14 protein-coding genes are annotated in these 16822 nt (G+C 55.0%); 4 read left to right on the forward strand and 10 right to left on the reverse strand.

Annotated elements, in window-relative coordinates; all coding sequences use genetic code 11:
• The first annotated feature begins 94 nt into the window (after positions 1-94).
• Positions 95-964 (forward strand): polyamine aminopropyltransferase, encoded by an 870-nt coding sequence (gene speE, locus ACMYSP_RS08465; RefSeq protein WP_434586340.1) that lies wholly within the window; start codon positions 95-97, stop codon positions 962-964.
• 13 nt (positions 965-977) lie between these two features.
• Positions 978-1772 carry an adenosylmethionine decarboxylase gene (gene speD, locus ACMYSP_RS08470; protein WP_123757462.1) on the forward strand — a complete coding sequence of 265 codons (795 nt, stop codon included), beginning with the start codon at positions 978-980 and terminating at the stop codon, positions 1770-1772.
• Positions 1773-1798: 26 nt separating this feature from the next.
• Here speD and ACMYSP_RS08475 read toward each other — a convergent pair whose 3' ends face one another.
• The 7 genes from ACMYSP_RS08475 to acnB form a co-directional block, all read right to left on the reverse strand.
• The gene (locus ACMYSP_RS08475; RefSeq protein ID WP_434586341.1) at positions 1799-2566 is read right to left on the reverse strand and encodes a DeoR/GlpR family DNA-binding transcription regulator; all 768 of its coding nucleotides are present in this window, start codon (positions 2564-2566) and stop codon (positions 1799-1801) included.
• Between the two features lie 9 nt (positions 2567-2575).
• Positions 2576-3559, reverse strand: coding sequence for a D-threonate 4-phosphate dehydrogenase (locus ACMYSP_RS08480; protein WP_434586342.1), 984 nt, complete (start codon positions 3557-3559; stop codon positions 2576-2578).
• Positions 3549-4820 carry a D-threonate kinase gene (gene dtnK, locus ACMYSP_RS08485; protein ID WP_434586343.1) on the reverse strand — a complete coding sequence of 424 codons (1272 nt, stop codon included), beginning with the start codon at positions 4818-4820 and terminating at the stop codon, positions 3549-3551. The genes ACMYSP_RS08480 and dtnK overlap by 11 nt, the downstream gene beginning before the upstream one ends.
• Entirely contained in the window at positions 4817-5770 is a 954-nt protein-coding gene (locus ACMYSP_RS08490) for a 2-keto-3-deoxygluconate permease 1 (protein ID WP_123757466.1), read from the reverse strand. Before ACMYSP_RS08490 ends, dtnK begins: the two co-directional genes overlap by 4 nt.
• A gap of 175 nt (positions 5771-5945) precedes the next feature.
• Positions 5946-6308: a protein YacL gene (yacL, locus tag ACMYSP_RS08495; RefSeq protein ID WP_434586344.1), complete on the reverse strand. Its 363-nt coding sequence runs from the start codon at positions 6306-6308 to the stop codon at positions 5946-5948.
• Positions 6309-6452: 144 nt separating this feature from the next.
• Positions 6453-7181: an SDR family oxidoreductase gene (locus tag ACMYSP_RS08500; RefSeq protein ID WP_434586345.1), complete on the reverse strand. Its 729-nt coding sequence runs from the start codon at positions 7179-7181 to the stop codon at positions 6453-6455.
• A gap of 191 nt (positions 7182-7372) precedes the next feature.
• Positions 7373-9970 (reverse strand): bifunctional aconitate hydratase 2/2-methylisocitrate dehydratase, encoded by a 2598-nt coding sequence (gene acnB / locus ACMYSP_RS08505; RefSeq protein WP_434586346.1) that lies wholly within the window; start codon positions 9968-9970, stop codon positions 7373-7375.
• Positions 9971-10326: 356 nt separating this feature from the next.
• Here acnB and ACMYSP_RS08510 point away from each other — a divergent pair, with 356 nt between their 5' ends.
• Positions 10327-11973: a DUF3300 domain-containing protein gene (locus ACMYSP_RS08510; protein ID WP_434586347.1), complete on the forward strand. Its 1647-nt coding sequence runs from the start codon at positions 10327-10329 to the stop codon at positions 11971-11973.
• 9 nt (positions 11974-11982) lie between these two features.
• The gene (locus ACMYSP_RS08515) at positions 11983-12777 is read left to right on the forward strand and encodes a DUF2950 family protein (protein WP_434586348.1); all 795 of its coding nucleotides are present in this window, start codon (positions 11983-11985) and stop codon (positions 12775-12777) included.
• A 54-nt stretch (positions 12778-12831) separates the two neighbouring features.
• Here ACMYSP_RS08515 and ACMYSP_RS08520 read toward each other — a convergent pair whose 3' ends face one another.
• The 3 genes from ACMYSP_RS08520 to aceF form a co-directional block, all read right to left on the reverse strand.
• Positions 12832-13116 carry a hypothetical protein gene (locus ACMYSP_RS08520; RefSeq protein WP_434586349.1) on the reverse strand — a complete coding sequence of 95 codons (285 nt, stop codon included), beginning with the start codon at positions 13114-13116 and terminating at the stop codon, positions 12832-12834.
• Between the two features lie 161 nt (positions 13117-13277).
• Positions 13278-14702: a dihydrolipoyl dehydrogenase gene (gene lpdA, locus ACMYSP_RS08525; RefSeq protein ID WP_434587050.1), complete on the reverse strand. Its 1425-nt coding sequence runs from the start codon at positions 14700-14702 to the stop codon at positions 13278-13280.
• A 207-nt stretch (positions 14703-14909) separates the two neighbouring features.
• Positions 14910-16814, reverse strand: a complete 1905-nt coding sequence (aceF, locus tag ACMYSP_RS08530) for a pyruvate dehydrogenase complex dihydrolipoyllysine-residue acetyltransferase (RefSeq protein ID WP_434586350.1) — start codon at positions 16812-16814, stop codon at positions 14910-14912.
• Positions 16815-16822 lie beyond the last annotated feature (8 nt).

Genomic DNA, 16822 nt, shown 5'->3' on the forward strand with positions numbered 1-16822 from the left:
TGAAATACCAACCGTGCATCCTCATCTATAGTTGGCTATGATGTTGCGCTTATTTATACAGGCGTAACGGGTGTTAACAACGGAGGATCAGCCAGTGGCCGATAGCAATCTGTGGCATGAAACGCTGCACGACCATTTTGGTCAGTACTTTACAGTTGATAAGGTGCTGTACCACGAAAAAACCGATCACCAGGATTTGATCATTTTTGAGAACGCCGCCTTTGGCCGCGTGATGGCGCTGGATGGCGTAGTTCAAACCACCGAACGCGATGAGTTTATCTATCACGAGATGATGACCCATGTGCCCCTGATGGCCCACGGCCGGGCAAAACATGTGCTGATCATCGGCGGCGGTGATGGCGCCATGCTGCGTGAAGTATCTCGTCACAGCACTATCGACACCATCACCATGGTGGAAATTGACGCTGGTGTGGTCTCGTTCTGCCGCCAGTATTTGCCTAACCACAGCGCAGGCGCGTACGACGATCCGCGGTTTACGTTGGTTATTGACGATGGCGTCAATTTTGTTAACCAGACGACGCAAACGTTTGATGTGATCATCTCCGACTGTACCGACCCTATTGGTCCCGGAGAAAGCCTGTTCACCTCCGCCTTTTACGAAGGTTGTAAGCGCTGCCTTAACCCTGGCGGAATCTTTGTTGCCCAGAACGGCGTCTGCTTCCTGCAACAGGATGAAGCCCTCGATAGTCACCGCAAGCTCAGCCACTATTTCAGCGATGTCAGCTTCTATCAGGCCGCCATCCCAACCTACTATGGCGGCATCATGACCTTCGCCTGGGCGACGGATAATGACGCCCTACGCCACCTGTCCAATGAAATTATCCAGGCGCGTTTTCACAAAACTAATCTGAAGTGCCGTTACTATAATCCGGCGATTCATAAGGCGGCCTTCGCCCTACCGCAATATTTGCTGGATACTCTGTCTGCCAGCGAACTTAAGTAAGGGGGTGAACGAATTGAAAAAACTGAAGCTGCATGGCTTTAATAATCTCACCAAGAGCCTGAGTTTTTGCATCTACGATATCTGCTATGCCAAAACGGCAGAGGAGCGCGATGGCTACATTGCCTATATCGATGAACTCTATAACGCCAACCGCCTGACCGAAATATTGTCAGAGACCTGCTCGATTATTGGCGCCAACATTCTGAACATCGCGCGTCAGGATTATGAACCTCAGGGTGCAAGCGTCACCATTCTTGTCAGTGAAGAGCCCATTGACCCACAGCTTATCGATCAGACCGAACATCCGGGCCCGCTGCCAAGCGCCGTGGTTGCTCATCTTGATAAGAGTCATATTTGCGTGCATACCTACCCGGAAAGCCACCCGGAAGGCGGGCTATGCACCTTCCGCGCTGATATTGAAGTATCGACCTGCGGGGTGATTTCGCCGCTTAACGCGCTGAATTATCTGATTCATCAACTGGAATCTGACATCGTCACTATTGATTATCGCGTTCGCGGTTTTACCCGAGATATCAATGGAATGAAGCACTTCATCGATCATGAAATCAATTCAATTCAGAATTTCATGTCCGACGATATGAAAGCGCTGTATGACATGGTGGATGTTAACGTCTATCAGGAAAACATCTTCCACACCAAGATGCTGCTGAAAGAGTTCGATCTGAAGCACTACATGTTCCACACCCGGCCAGAAGACCTGACCGAGGAAGAGCGCAAAACCATTACCAGCCTGTTATGGAAAGAGATGCGCGAAATCTATTACGCCAGAAATATCCCGGGTATCTGAGCTGATGACAGCGCCCACGGGCGCTGTTACTCCGGCTGAACCAGTTTGAGAGGCACCTGCTGCCCTTTTAGCACGCTTTGTACTGACTGCGGCAGATTGACGTCCGTCACCACCTCGCTAAAGTCAGCCAGCGGCGCTACGGTAAATAGCGAATGTGCGCCGTATTTGCTGCTGTCGGCCAGCAGCACCTTGCGCTGGGCATTGGCAATGATTTCCTGCTTCAGTCCGGCTTTCTCTTCCGTCGGCGTTGTGACACCGGTTTCCGCGCTCCAGGAGTTACAGCTCATAAACGCAATATCAGGGAAAACGCTGCGCAGCATTTTACGGCCATACTCACCGATACAAGACTGGCTGCTGTCGTCGATTCGACCACCCACAATGGTCACTTCGATTTGCCTGAATTCAGATAAAAACAGGGCGATATGCAAATCCACGGTAATCACCCGCAGTGGCAAATGCGTTAAGCACTTCGCCAGTTCAAGCATGGTGGTCCCGGCATCCAGCACCACTGCATCTCCGGGATGCACCAAAGAGGCGGCATAGCGAGCGATCGCCCTTTTCTCGGCAGGCGATCGCAGCTGTTTTTCATTGGTGGTTGGCTGCACTGGTTCAAAGCGGCGTAACGCTACGCCGCCGTGGCTGCGGCTGATAACGCCCTGCTCGTCCAGCTTGATCAAATCACGTCTGATAGTGGCCGGAGAAGCATCTACCGCCTCAACCAGTTCCTCTACCGTAACCAGCGTATGGTTTTTCAGATACGCCACTATTTTATCCAGACGGGGTTGTCCTTTCATAACAGGGAATTACGCCAGTTGCATTGCCAGTCCTATCGATATCGCCATGCTCTCAGATTTTGCTTTTCCCGTCCAGGCGATATCAAAAGCGGTCCCGTGATCGGCAGAGGTGCGGATAAACGGCAGACCGGCCGTAATATTGACACCGTCATAGAATCCCAATAGTTTCAAAGGAATATGTCCCTGATCGTGGTACATGGCGACCACCATATCGTACTGTCCTTCATAAGCCTGGAGAAAGACGGTATCCGGAGGGCAAGGGCCGTAAACCGCGATCCCTTTGGCCTTTGCATGTGCAATCGCCGACGCCAGGAAACGTCCCTCTTCGTCGCCAAACAGACCGTTTTCTCCGGCATGGGGGTTCACCCCGGCAACAGCAATTCTCGGCTGCTGGTAACCAACGCGTTTCAGGAAGGTATCCGCAATATCAATGACCGTCTCGACACGCGGCGTATTCAGCGTATCAAGGAATTTACGCAGCGCAATATGGGTAGAGACATGGATGACCTTCAGCTTTTCCGTAAATAACACCATCGCGTAGTCGCGCGTCTCTGTCAGCGTAGCCAGCAGTTCGGTGTGTCCCGGATAATGGTGCCCGGCGAGATGCAGCGCCTCTTTATTTAACGGCGCGGTCGCTATCGCGTGGACATCGCCCTTCAGCGCCAGCGTCGTCGCCCGCTTCACACAGCGATAAGCCAGATCGCCTGCCTGCGCCTGCACCTTACCAATTTCAAGCGCCTGCGGATCGGCCAGAGGTTCATCGATCACATGGATCACGCCGGGCGTAAAGCGAGCCGCCGCCACGTCGTCGATAACGCGGAACTCAACGCCTTCTGCCAGACCTTTCTCCTGCAATCGCTTCAGCGTCTGGAAACAGCCAACTACCACTACCGGTGCGCCATTTAACCGATCTTCGCTGAGCGCCTTAACGATAATTTCCGGCCCAATCCCTGCCGGATCTCCCATTGTAATTGCCACAGTCTTAATGCCCACAGTACATCTCCTCAATAAAATAAAGCGCATCGCACAACGTACGATCGGAGCCAAATCCCCCAGCCTTGGTGATCACCGGTAGATCGTCGATATCACTGTTAATAAACGTGCCGCAGGGGATACAGGGCGCGACTTCGCTCTGAATCCGATAACCTTCAGCGCCCAGTGCGCTGGCGACGGCAGTGGCCATATCCCCTCCCGTCAAAAACAGGCCGCCGATGCGTGCCTGCTCAAGGATCTTTAACGTTATCTCTCCCACATGCAGGCTCAGCGTCTCGCCCAACTGCTGGCGGCTCATGCCGGTAGTGGCACACAGCGTATCAATGCCCTGTCGGTCCTCCATCCGGCGACTGGTGCGCAGGATCGTATGCCGCTGTCGGCTCAGGAGCGCGCAGGCTTGTTCCACTACCGCTGCCATCTCCTGGGCGCAGAAGGGCGACACCAGACGAGAGACATCAATGTCCACGATCTCTGCTCGCCCCTGGCTGAGCGCATAGTCAACCTGTCGGCGCGTCGCTTCACTCATCGATCCCGCCACCACCAGCACGGGCAGTGCCAGCTTGTCCTGCTTGAACATCCAGCCGGGTAGCGCATTCGCCAGCCCGGCCGCCCCCACCATCAGCGGTATCTGGGTTTGTTCACAGATCGCATGTGCAATCAGCGTCAAATCCCGATCTTCCAGTGCATCGACCACAACCATGCACTCGCCTTCCGCGGCCCATGCCTCCAGCAGCGCACTGAGCCGCCCGCGACGAAGCCCCTCCAGATGGACTTCATGAACAGGGATCTGACTTTGCAACGCGATCAGCTCGGCAATGCGAGAAGAGATAATCGGCGTTTTGGGATCGCTGGCGAATTCGGTATCCACGAGCGGGACACCGTTAACCAGGCACTGGCCATCCCGCGTCGTGCGCCCGGCAGCAGGGATCGCTGCGGCAATGACCGCGAGACGTCTGCGACTGGCTTTCATTGCCGCAGCCACTTCGGCCCCCACGTTGCCCCGAAAAGTAGAATCAATCTTTTTGTACACCAGCGGTGCGTCTGGCGTATCGCACCAGGGAGCCAGCGCCGTCTGAACCATGTCTACGGCTTGTGGGGCCGGCAACGCCCGGCTTTCAGTGTTAATCACCAGCACATCGGCACGGCGGGAAGGCTTCTGGGCCGCACTTAGCATCACTTCCGTCCGCGCGCCTTTTTTTGCCAACTGGACCCCGGTATCGTTGGATCCGGTAAAATCATCGGCGATAACGATCATTTTCATGCGTTTTTTTCCTCCGCCAGCTGACGTGCCTGCCTTTTTGCCACCCAGGAAGTCAGGAGTGGCGTCAGGATCGCGGTAGTGATCACCGAGGCCGCAATCAGCGGTGCTGCCGCTGCGGCAACGGATGCCAGTGAAGGGTCGGCCTGAGCGATCGCCAACGGTGTGGCCACCGCATTTCCGGCGGTACTGGACGCGGCGGCGCCAGCAATACCGCTTCCGCCCACTAACCTGTCAGCGCGAATGTTAAAAAACCCGCCAATAAAGGTCGTCAGAACGCCGAGGAGGATGCCTGCCAGCCCGCCCTGGAGCAGCATCTCGAGATTGATCCCGGCCCCCAGCGCAAAGGCAAAAAATGGAATGAGCAGAGGCCCACCTTTGGTCAAAAAATCACGCATATTGGCGTCAAGATTGCCGAGGATCATGCCAACAACAAGTGGAATAAGTACCGCAACCAGCGCCATCAGAGGAATGTTGGCCATGCCGGCCGCACCCAGCGCGATCATGGTGAAGAAAGGACCGTCGTTCAGCGACAGAATAGAGATAGCCCCAACGTCGCGTTCATTGCCAAACTCTCCCACCAGCGCCGCGTAGAGCCCGCCGTTGGAATTGCTCATCGCCGCAATAATCGCCACACCGCTCAGGCCAAAGATCCCCTCGGCGCCAAAAAGATGCTCAACACCCAGTCCCAACGCAATCGCGATAAGCAGTTTTGTGAGCGTGATGGTCCCGCCCTGTAGCAACGCCTGAGGGGCGGCTTTGACGCTGATGCCCGCCCCCATGCACAGCAAAAATGCGCCAATCAGCGGTGCCGCACCATTCTTAAATAAGGCGGTAGTGAATCCGCCAACTTCCAGCGCCTGAGGAGCAAACGTATTGATGATCGCCCCAATAACCAGTGGCACAACCATCATGCCGCCAGGTACTCGTTCTATTGTTTTCTTGATGTTCATGTCGTGCCGCCTGTCATCAATGTGATTAAATAAAATCATATTGATTATATTTAATCAATAACAAACCACAACAGACCGCGATCACAGATTTAATATGATTATAAAAAATCAAATAATCATCAATTGCAAAAAAAAACCGGGAGACAGGCTCCCGGCGTGAACACATGAAGGGCGGCTAGGCTTTGCCGATAAACTCGCGGTACGCCGTCACCACCTGAAGAAAATCCTCGACGCCGCATAGAGAGAAGCTTTCTTCGTCGTAATAGCTCATCCCTTCTTCGATCTCATCGCCCGCAATATCCAGCTGATTGGCGCGGATCATCACCTCTTCGCCATCCAGCCATAACGTGTATTCATGACCGGCACGCTGCCAGGAACGCTCGCTGCCTTTTACGGTACGTGCTGCCTGTTCCACTTCATCCAGCAGGGCCAGGTTTTCTTTCACTTCTTCATTAAACCAGTGCCCAACGACCTCGTGGCCCATCGACATTCGCACCTTTACCACTCCGGTAATATCGCGCAGAAATTCGTAATCCATAGTGTCTTCCTCTGCAAGGGCAATGCGTCACCGCTACATTGTACCCATAGGGTAATTATCGCAGTACCAGGGCAGAAAAAAAGTGGAGCAGACTGGGCTACAGCAAATAAAAGCGTTGCGGCCTGCTAACCGGTCGTCTTAGCATCAACTGCCGAGCATAATTCCACCATCGATCGCCAGATGCTGGCCGGTAATAAAGGTATTTTGCAGTAAGAACAGGTAGGCGCCGGCCAGCTCATCAATGGTCGCGGTACGTCCCAACGGGATCGACTCCGCAAAACGCAGCCGGGTCTCTTCCAGCTGTTCGGCCGGCATATCACGCCAGAACGGCGTAATAGTCCAGGTCGGCGAGACGGCGTTAACCCGCACGCGCGGAGCCAATTCTACCGCCAGCCCCTCGACCAGCGCATTAATGCCAAGATTGCCAACGTAGCTAGCACAGGCATCCTGGGCACGCCCACCGGTGCCGGAAGTGAAGATCAGGCTGCCACCGGTATTCAGTTTCTTCGCCGCCAGCTGGCCAATGATCACATTGGTGAAGAATTTCGATTCCATTACATGGCGAATCGTGGACAGCGATGCAGACAGAAAGCCGCCGCCCATCACATCACCAACCATCGACACAAGGTGATCAACGTTAGGCAGTCCGGCAAAGAGTGCCTCCAGAGCCTGATGATCGTGAGCATCCGCGGCATACGTATTAACCGTCGTACCCGCTAACTCCAGCGTCTTTTTCGCCTCGGCAAGACGCCCGGTATCACGTCCGATCACGATCAGATTAGCGCCGGCCTCCGCTGCCAGCTGTGCAACGCGAAAACCAATCCCCGAACTGCCGCCGATAATTGCCACGGTCTGACGTTGTAACGAAACCATATCTCTCTCCTTCCTGTCTGGGAATTCAGGACCTGTCGATACATTGAGATGTTCTGACACGGCGTGATACAGGAGAGGTTAAGGAATCGCCTGGCGGCAGTAATAGACATTTGATGCGCTTAACGTGACAGGTCACGCAGCAAGAAAAAAGCCACTCCGAGGAGTGGCTTTGTGTAGCAGGACTGATTCGCTTATACCGCGGTCTGGAAAATCACGCCGTCAGCTTTCTCGGTGTACTCTTCCAGCTGGTTGAAGTTCAGATAGCGATAGGTATCCGCCGCGGTCTTATCCACCTGGGCGACGAAGGTCTGATACTCTTCCGGCGTCGGCAGTTTGCCGAGCAGAGAAGCGACCGCCGCCAGCTCAGCAGAAGCCAGATAGACGTTAGCACCGGTACCTAAACGGTTCGGGAAGTTACGGGTTGAGGTGGAAACCACCGTCGCACCGTCGGCAACACGCGCCTGGTTACCCATACACAGGGAACAGCCAGGGATTTCGATACGTGCTCCGCTCTTACCAAACACGCTGTAGTAACCTTCTTCAGTCAGCTGTGCCGCATCCATACGGGTTGGCGGAGCCACCCACAGACGGGTCGGCAGCTGGCCTTTATGGCTATCCAGCAGTTTACCTGCCGCGCGGAAGTGACCGATGTTGGTCATGCAGGAACCGATAAACACTTCATCGATTTTTTCACCCTGCACGTCGGACAGCAGACGAGCATCGTCAGGATCGTTCGGTGCACAGAGGATCGGCTCTTTGATATCAGCCAGATCGATCTCGATCACCGCAGCGTATTCAGCATCGGCATCCGCTTCCAGCAGCTGCGGATCCGCCAGCCATTTTTCCATGCCCTGGATACGACGTTCCAGCGTACGACGGTCGCCATAACCACCGGCAATCATCCACTTCAGTAGCACGATGTTGGAATTCAGGTACTCAACGATCGGCGCCTGGTTCAGTTTGATAGTACAGCCAGCCGCAGAACGCTCGGCGGAAGCATCGGTCAGCTCAAATGCCTGTTCAACTTTCAGATCCGGCAGACCTTCGATTTCCAGAATGCGGCCAGAGAAGATGTTTTTCTTACCTTTCTTCTCAACGGTCAGCAGGCCCTGCTTAATCGCATACAGCGGGATCGCATGAACCAGATCGCGCAGGGTGATCCCCGGCTGCATCTTGCCTTTAAAGCGGACCAGCACCGATTCCGGCATATCCAGCGGCATCACGCCGGTTGCAGCGGCAAACGCCACCAGACCAGAGCCTGCCGGGAAGGAAATCCCAATAGGGAAACGGGTATGGGAGTCACCACCGGTACCAACGGTATCCGGCAGCAGCATACGGTTCAGCCAGGAGTGGATAACGCCATCGCCCGGACGCAGTGAAACACCGCCGCGGTTCATGATGAAGTCTGGCAGCGTGTGGTGCGTGGTCACGTCAACCGGCTTCGGATAAGCGGCAGTGTGGCAGAAGGACTGCATCACCAGATCGGCAGAGAAGCCCAGGCACGCCAGGTCTTTCAGTTCATCACGGGTCATCGGACCGGTGGTATCCTGAGAACCAACAGACGTCATCTTCGGTTCGCAGTAAGCGCCCGGACGAATACCGGCAACGCCACAGGCGCGGCCCACCATTTTCTGCGCCAGCGAGTAACCGCGGCTGCTTTCAGCAACGTCTTTCGCCTGACGGAAAACATCGCTGTGTGGCAGACCCAGCGCTTCGCGAGCACGGGTTGTCAGACCACGGCCGATAATCAGCGGAATACGGCCACCGGCGCGCACTTCATCAACCAGTACGTCGGTTTTCAGCTCGAAGCTTGCCAGCAGGTTGTTGGTTTCGTGGTTACGGACTTCGCCTTTGAACGGGTAAACGTCAATCACGTCGCCCATGTTCAGGTCATTCACGTCGACTTCAATCGGCAGTGCGCCAGCATCTTCCATGGTATTGAAGAAGATAGGTGCGATTTTGCCACCCAGGCACAGGCCGCCGCCGCGCTTGTTCGGCACGTTCGGGATATCGTCGCCCATAAACCACAGCACCGAGTTGGTGGCAGATTTACGCGAAGAGCCGGTACCGACCACGTCACCGACGTAGGCCAGCGGGAAGCCTTTCTGCTGAAGCGCTTCAATTTGCTTAATCGGGCCAACTGAACCCGGCTGATCCGGCTCGATGCCTTCGCGGGCGTTTTTCAACATCGCCAGGGCGTGCAGCGGGATATCCGGACGGGACCAGGCATCTGGCGCCGGCGAGAGGTCATCGGTGTTGGTTTCACCGGTCACCTTGAAAACGGTCACGGTAATTTTTTCAGCCAACTGCGGACGGCTCAGGAACCACTCAGCGTCGGCCCAGGATTGCATCACCTGCTTCGCATGCTCATTACCAGCTTTTGCCTTCTCTTCAACATCGTAGAAGTTATCAAACATCAGCAACGTATGAGAGAGCGCTTTTGCAGCAATCGGTGCCAGTGCGGCATCGTCCAGTGCATCGATCAGCGGGTGAATGTTGTAACCGCCCTGCATGGTGCCCAGCAGTTCAACGGCTTTTTCAGGAGTGACCAGTGGGGAGGTCGCTTCGCCTTTGGCGATAGCGGCAAGGAATCCGGCTTTAACATAGGCAGCTTCGTCGACGCCCGGTGGTACACGGTTGATTAACAGGTCTAACAGGAATTCTTCTTCACCCGCAGGCGGGCTCTTCAGCAGTTCTACCAGCGCGGCCATTTGGGTAGCATCTAGGGGTTTGGCAACAATCCCAACGGCTGCACGCTCAGCTACGTGCTTACGGTATTCTTCTAGCACGACGGTTCTCCTCGCTCTCATTGTAAAATGCGGTAGGCGATTCTCTTCACGCTCCTGTGAGACAGCAGTTTGTAGGGTAAATGCCCGATACCGCGTCGGCAGCATAGCAGGATTTTGGCGAGGTGTTAATCTGTTTACAAAAAAGCAACATTAAAATTTAGCTGAATCGTTAAGGGCAGGATTTTACAGGCTTTCCCCACATTTCCCGGTATATAAATTTAATTCTGTGCAAGATTGCTGACCAAAAACCCAACAAACATCAAAAACCAAAAATAGACCTGCTTATACTCCGTCACGAGCGCTATTTTCGGCGATACTCAGTGGAAACAGGCCAAACTATTGCGCCGGGAGCTAACATGATAAGACCTTTGAAACCCCACATGATTGCACTGATTTGCAGTGCAGGGTTATTAGCCGCCTCCGGCACCCTGTATGTCAAAAGCCGCGCCGCAGAAACACCGCCCGCACCTGCACCAGTCGCCCAACCTGCCGCACCTGCTGCCGTGCAGGCCCCTGCTCCGGCAGCTCAGCCAGCTACCGCCACTTACACGTCGGCACAAATCGATCAGTGGGTGGCGCCCGTCGCCCTGTATCCGGATAACCTGCTGTCGCAGGTGTTAATGGCGTCTACCTACCCAAGCAACGTGTTGCAGGCCGTCCAGTGGTCACAGGATAACCCCACGATGCAGGGTGATGCCGCCGTGCAAGCCGTAGCGAACCAGCCGTGGGACCCCAGCGTGAAATCCCTGGTCGCCTTCCCGGCGCTGCTGTCGCTGATGGGGGAAAATCCGCAGTGGGTTCAGGACCTGGGTAACGCGTTTCTTGCTCAACCACAAGATGTGATGAATTCAGTGCAGAAACTGCGCGCTATCGCCCAGCAAACCGGGACGCTGAAATCGTCACCGCAGCAGAAAGTGACGACCACCCAGATAACGCCGCCACCGGCAACGACAACCGCAAAAACCAGCACCACCACCGTGGTTGAGCCGGCGCCCACAACGCAAATCATCAAGATTGAATCTACCGATCCGAACGTGGTGTATGTGCCAACCTACAACCCCAATACGGTTTATGGCACCTGGCCGAACACGGCTTACCCGCCGGTATACTTACCGCCAACGCCGGGCGAGCAGTTCACCGACAGCTTCGTCAACGGCCTCGGCTTCAGCCTGGGTATCGCAACAACCTATGCACTGTTTAGCAGCATCGACTGGGATGACGACTATCACCATCACGACGATGACTGGAATCACGGCGGCTACCACGGCGGCGGGAACAACAATATCAATATCGACGTCAATAACTTCAACCATTTCAACAACCAGCGATTTGACGGCAAAAACACCAACTGGCAGCACAACCCGGCGTTTCGCAATAACGTGCCATACCCGAACAATAATGTGGCGCAGCGTTTCCACCAGACCAACGTTCCTGGAGGTCTCAGTGCCACGCAGCGCAACCCGGCGAATCTGACCAACCAGCGTCAGGCGGCACTTGATCAGTTCCAGCACAGCACCCATAACGGCGCGGCGAAAGGCCTGACCGCAGGCGGCGTGGCAGCAGCGGGCAACCGGGATTCTCAGCGTCAGGCAGCCTCGCAGCAGCTCAATAAAATTACTCAACGCAGCAACTACCGTGGCTATGACACCCCGGAAAACCGCAGCGCGGCGAAACAGAAGCTGCAAAAGCCAGCAGCACAGCAACAGCGACGTGAAAATGTGAAGTCGCATGTCCAGAACCCAACGGCTCAGCAGCAACAGCATCGCGAAACGGCGAAATCACAGGTTCAGCAGCACCGGACCAATACCACGCCGCAGCAGCGCCAGCAGAAAGTGCAGAATGTCCGTTCGAATGCGTTCAGCGGCAACGACAGTCGGTCGCCGTCGTGGGAGGCCCAGCGCCAGCGAGGTACGCAGAGCCGGAATTCGGCGCACCTTAACAATAATCAGCGTGCGGCGGTGCAACAGCACGCGGGCCAACATCGCGAACTGCGTCATCGCTAAGGAGCGGTCATGAAAAAAGTCCTGATTTCTGGCTGGTTGGCACTTTTCGCCTTCCCCGTTTTTGCCCAACAACATTTTGCCACTCCGGAGAAAGCAGCCATCGCGCTGGAGGATGCCATTTCGACGCAAAACGAGGCGGCGCTCAACGACCTGCTCGGAGATAACTGGCGTCAGTACCTGCCCCAGCGGGAGGCCGATCCGGAAGCCGTCGCCCGTTTTCTGCGTGACTGGAAAGTCGGACATAAGATTGTCGAGCAGGGTGACACGGCGCACCTGAACGTCGGTCGTGAAGAGTGGCAGCTGCCGCTGCCAATCCTGAAAACCGCCGAAGGTTGGCACTTCGATATGGCGCAGGCTGAAGATGAGATCCACACGCGTGAAATCGGCCGTAATGAGCTGTCGGCGATCCAGGCAATGCATGCCTATGTTGACGCTCAAAATGAGTATTACCAGCACTTCCAGACCTATGCCAAAAAGCTGTTCAGTGGCACGGGGGCGAAAGACGGCCTGTACTGGCCAACTCAGCCCGGCGAAGAGCCTAGCCCACTTGGACCAGCCTTCAGCCCCGTCGAGCCTGGTGAAGGCTATCACGGCTATCGTTTCCGTATCATTGACGGCGGTGGCAAGCAGGCAGTTGCCCTACTGGCCTGGCCCGTTGAATGGGGTGAAACCGGCGTGATGAGCTTTATGGTTGATCAGAACGATCGCGTGTATCAGGCTAATTTAGGTGAGGATACGCAGACGCTCGCTCAGGCGATTACCCGGTTTGCCCCGGATGCAAAATGGCAGGCTATCACGCAATAAAAAATGCCCGGCGCAGTCATCTGCCGCCGGGCATCCTGAGAGTCTGAACGCGGTTTAGCCCTGGTGCGGCATCAGCTGCGGATAGCCGTTGAATGCCGGCCTGGTGCTGCTTAACGCCGCTTCATCCTGATGAATGCTGCCGGAGTTTGCGGCCCACACGCCTTCCGACGATTTGCTGATCATCTGGTGCTGTGAATTCAGATTTTGCCCCATGTTGGCAATATGCGTATTTTCCGTCCCACCGCTGTTGTCGGCCCAGGGAATGGAAGGATCGGCGGCACAGGCCAGGCCGGAGACCATCGTAGCGGCTAACAGCGCAGTTGTTAAAAAGAGTTTCATGACACACCTCACTAATAATTAACTGCCTATAAGTTTAGTCTGTAATTATTTCGGAAGTATTTATAAGATGTGCCCATTTGTTTACGCAGACACAGTTCTAAACATCAGGCATAAAAAAAGCGGCTCTGAGAGCCGCTTATATTCTGTTGCGAAAAGAAAACTTATTTCTTCTTCGCTTTCGCGTTCGGCAGGTCGGTAATGCTACCTTCGAAGACTTCCGCCGCCAGGCCAACGGACTCGTGCAGAGTCGGGTGCGCGTGGATAGTCAGTGCGATGTCTTCAGCATCACAGCCCATTTCGATAGCCAGACCGATTTCACCCAGCAGCTCGCCGCCGTTGGTACCGACAATCGCGCCGCCGATAACACGGTGGGACTCTTTGTCGAAGATCAGTTTGGTCATACCGTCTGCGCAATCAGAAGCGATAGCACGGCCAGAGGCTGCCCACGGGAAGGTGGCAGTTTCGTAGCTGATGCCTTTTTCTTTCGCTTCTTTCTCGGTCAGGCCAACCCAGGCAACTTCTGGCTCGGTGTAGGCAATTGACGGGATGACTTTCGGGTCGAAGTAGTGCTTCAGGCCGGAAATAACTTCAGCGGCAACGTGACCTTCGTGAACACCTTTGTGCGCCAGCATCGGCTGACCCACGATATCGCCGATAGCGAAGATGTGTGGCACGTTAGTACGCAGCTGCTTGTCAACACGGATAAAGCCGCGCTCGTCAACTTCAACGCCCGCTTTGCCTGCATCGAGGTTTTTACCGTTCGGTACGCGACCGATAGCCACCAGCACTGCGTCATAACGCTGTGCTTCTGCCGGCGCTTTTTTACCTTCCATGGAAACATAGATGCCGTCTTCTTTCGCTTCAACGGCGGTCACTTTAGTTTCCAGCATCAGGTTGAATTTCTTGCTGATGCGTTTGGTGAAGACTTTGACTACGTCTTTGTCGGCGGCCGGGATCACCTGGTCGAACATTTCAACCACGTCGATCTCTGAACCCAGCGCATGGTACACGGTACCCATTTCCAGACCGATGATACCGCCGCCCATAACCAGCAGGCGTTTTGGTACGGTTTTCAGCTCCAGCGCATCGGTGGAATCCCACACGCGCGGATCTTCATGCGGAATGAACGGCAGTTCGATCGGGCGGGAACCCGCTGCGATGATGGCGTTGTCGAAGTTGATCACGGTTTTACCGTTCTCGCCTTCCACTTCCAGGGTGTTAGCCCCGGTGAATTTACCCAGACCGTTGACCACTTTCACTTTACGGCCTTTAGCCATGCCAGCCAGACCACCGGTCAGCTGAGTGATCACTTTTTCTTTCCAGGTGCGGATCTTGTCGATGTCAGTTTTCGGCTCACCGAAAACAATGCCGTGTTCGGCCAGCGCTTTCGCTTCTTCGATAACTTTCGCAACGTGCAGCAGTGCTTTAGAAGGGATACAGCCGACGTTCAGGCAAACACCGCCGAGGGTGCTGTAGCGTTCTACGATGACGGTCTCCAGACCTAAATCAGCGCAACGGAAGGCAGCAGAATAACCTGCAGGACCTGCCCCAAGTACCACGACCTGAGTTTTAATTTCAGTGCTCATCATGACCTCTGTAGTTTGTATCCGGCGGGTCTGACGCTATTGTTTTTACGCCCATGTCCACCGGGACGTTCTATCCGCCTGCATTTTACAAAATTGTTAACAATTTTGAAACAACAAACGGCAAACGATTTTGTCCTTTGTTGCTGGTAACCCCGAAACGATGACCAGATTACCAGAAAAAAGCCGGCCGTCAGGCCGGCTTTTCACTTACATCACCAGGCGGCGAATATCACTCAACGTATTGTTGATGATAGTGATAAAGCGCGCACCGTCAGCCCCATCGATTACGCGGTGGTCGAAGGACAGAGAGATAGGCATCATCAGACGCGGCACAAACTCTTTACCGTTCCACACCGGCTCCATCGCGGACTTGGAAACACCGAGGATAGCCACTTCCGGCGCGTTAACAATCGGCGCAAAGTGGGTTGTACCCAGGCCACCGATGCTGGAGATGGTGAAGCAACCGCCCTGCATTTCGCCAGCGGTCAGCTTACCGTCACGCGCTTTCTTAGAAATCACCGTCAGTTCACGAGATAGCTCGGTAATGCTCTTCTTGTTCACGTCTTTGAAGACCGGAACAACCAGACCATTCGGCGTATCAACCGCAACACCAATGTTGATGTATTTCTTCAGCGTCAGACGCTGTGCATCTTCGGACAGAGAGCTGTTGAAGCGCGGCATCTGCTCAAGAGCAGCGGCTACGGCTTTCATGATGAACACCACCGGCGTGAATTTCACATCCAGTTTACGTTTCTCAGCTTCAGCATTCTGCTGCTTACGGAACGCTTCCAGATCGGTAATGTCGGTTTTGTCGAAGTGGGTAACGTGCGGGATCATCACCCAGTTACGGCTCAGGTTAGCACCAGAGATTTTCTGGATACGACCCAGTTCCACTTCTTCAACTTCACCAAACTTGCTGAAGTCAACTTTCGGCCACGGCAGCATGCCCGGGATACCACCGCCAGCGGCGGCTGCAGCCGGAGCGGCTTCTGCACGTTTTACCGCGTCTTTCACGTAAGCCTGAACGTCTTCGCGCAGGATACGGCCTTTACGACCGGAACCTTTTACTTTCGCCAGGTTCACGCCGAATTCGCGCGCCAGGCGACGAATCAGCGGAGTTGCATGGACGTAAGCGTCGTTTTCCGCAAACTCAGATTTGCCTTCCGCTTTCGCTGCCGGAGCCGCTGCTTTTGCAGCCGGTGCCGGTGCGGCAGCCGCAGGTGCTGGTGCAGCAGCAGCCGGAGCCGGAGCCGGAGCCGCAGCAGGCGCAGCGCCTTCCACTTCGAAGACCATGATCAGAGAACCGGTAGAAACTTTATCGCCGGTGCTGATTTTAATTTCTTTCACGGTACCCGCGAACGGTGCCGGAACTTCCATAGAGGCTTTGTCGCCTTCTACGGTGATCAGTGACTGCTCAGCGGCAACTTTGTCGCCCACTTTCACCATCACTTCAGTGACTTCAACTTCGTCGCCACCGATGTCCGGTACGTTGACGTCTTTCGCGCCGCTGGCGGCTGGTGCCGCCGCCGCTGCCGGAGCAGCTGCCTGTGCTGGCGCCGCAGCAGGTGCAGCACCCGCCACCTCGAAGACCATGATCAGAGAACCGGTGGACACTTTGTCGCCGGTGTTGATTTTGATCTCTTTAACCACACCCGCGAACGGAGCCGGGACTTCCATAGAGGCTTTATCGCCTTCTACGGTAATCAGGGACTGTTCTGCCGCAACGGTGTCGCCGACTTTAACCATGATCTCGGTGACTTCAACTTCGTCGCCGCCGATATCCGGTACATGAACGTCTTTCGCCGCTGCCGCAGCAGGTGCTGCTGCCGGTGCCGCTTCTTTCTTCTCTTCCTGCGCAGGTGCAGCAGCTGCTGCACCCTCGGCGGAATCGAAAATCATAATCAGTTTACCGGTCTCGGTTTTGTCGCCGACAGAGACTTTGATCTCTTTCACGACGCCAGCCTGCGGAGACGGGACTTCCATAGAGGCTTTGTCGCCTTCTACGGTGATCAGCGACTGTTCAGCTTCAACTTTGTCGCCAACTTTGACCAGGATTTCGGTGATTTCAACTTCATCTGCCCCGATATCCGGTACGTTGATTTCGATAGCCATTATTCTTT

Source organism: Klebsiella sp. R390, assembly GCF_051131745.1.
Lineage (GTDB): Bacteria > Pseudomonadota > Gammaproteobacteria > Enterobacterales > Enterobacteriaceae > Klebsiella.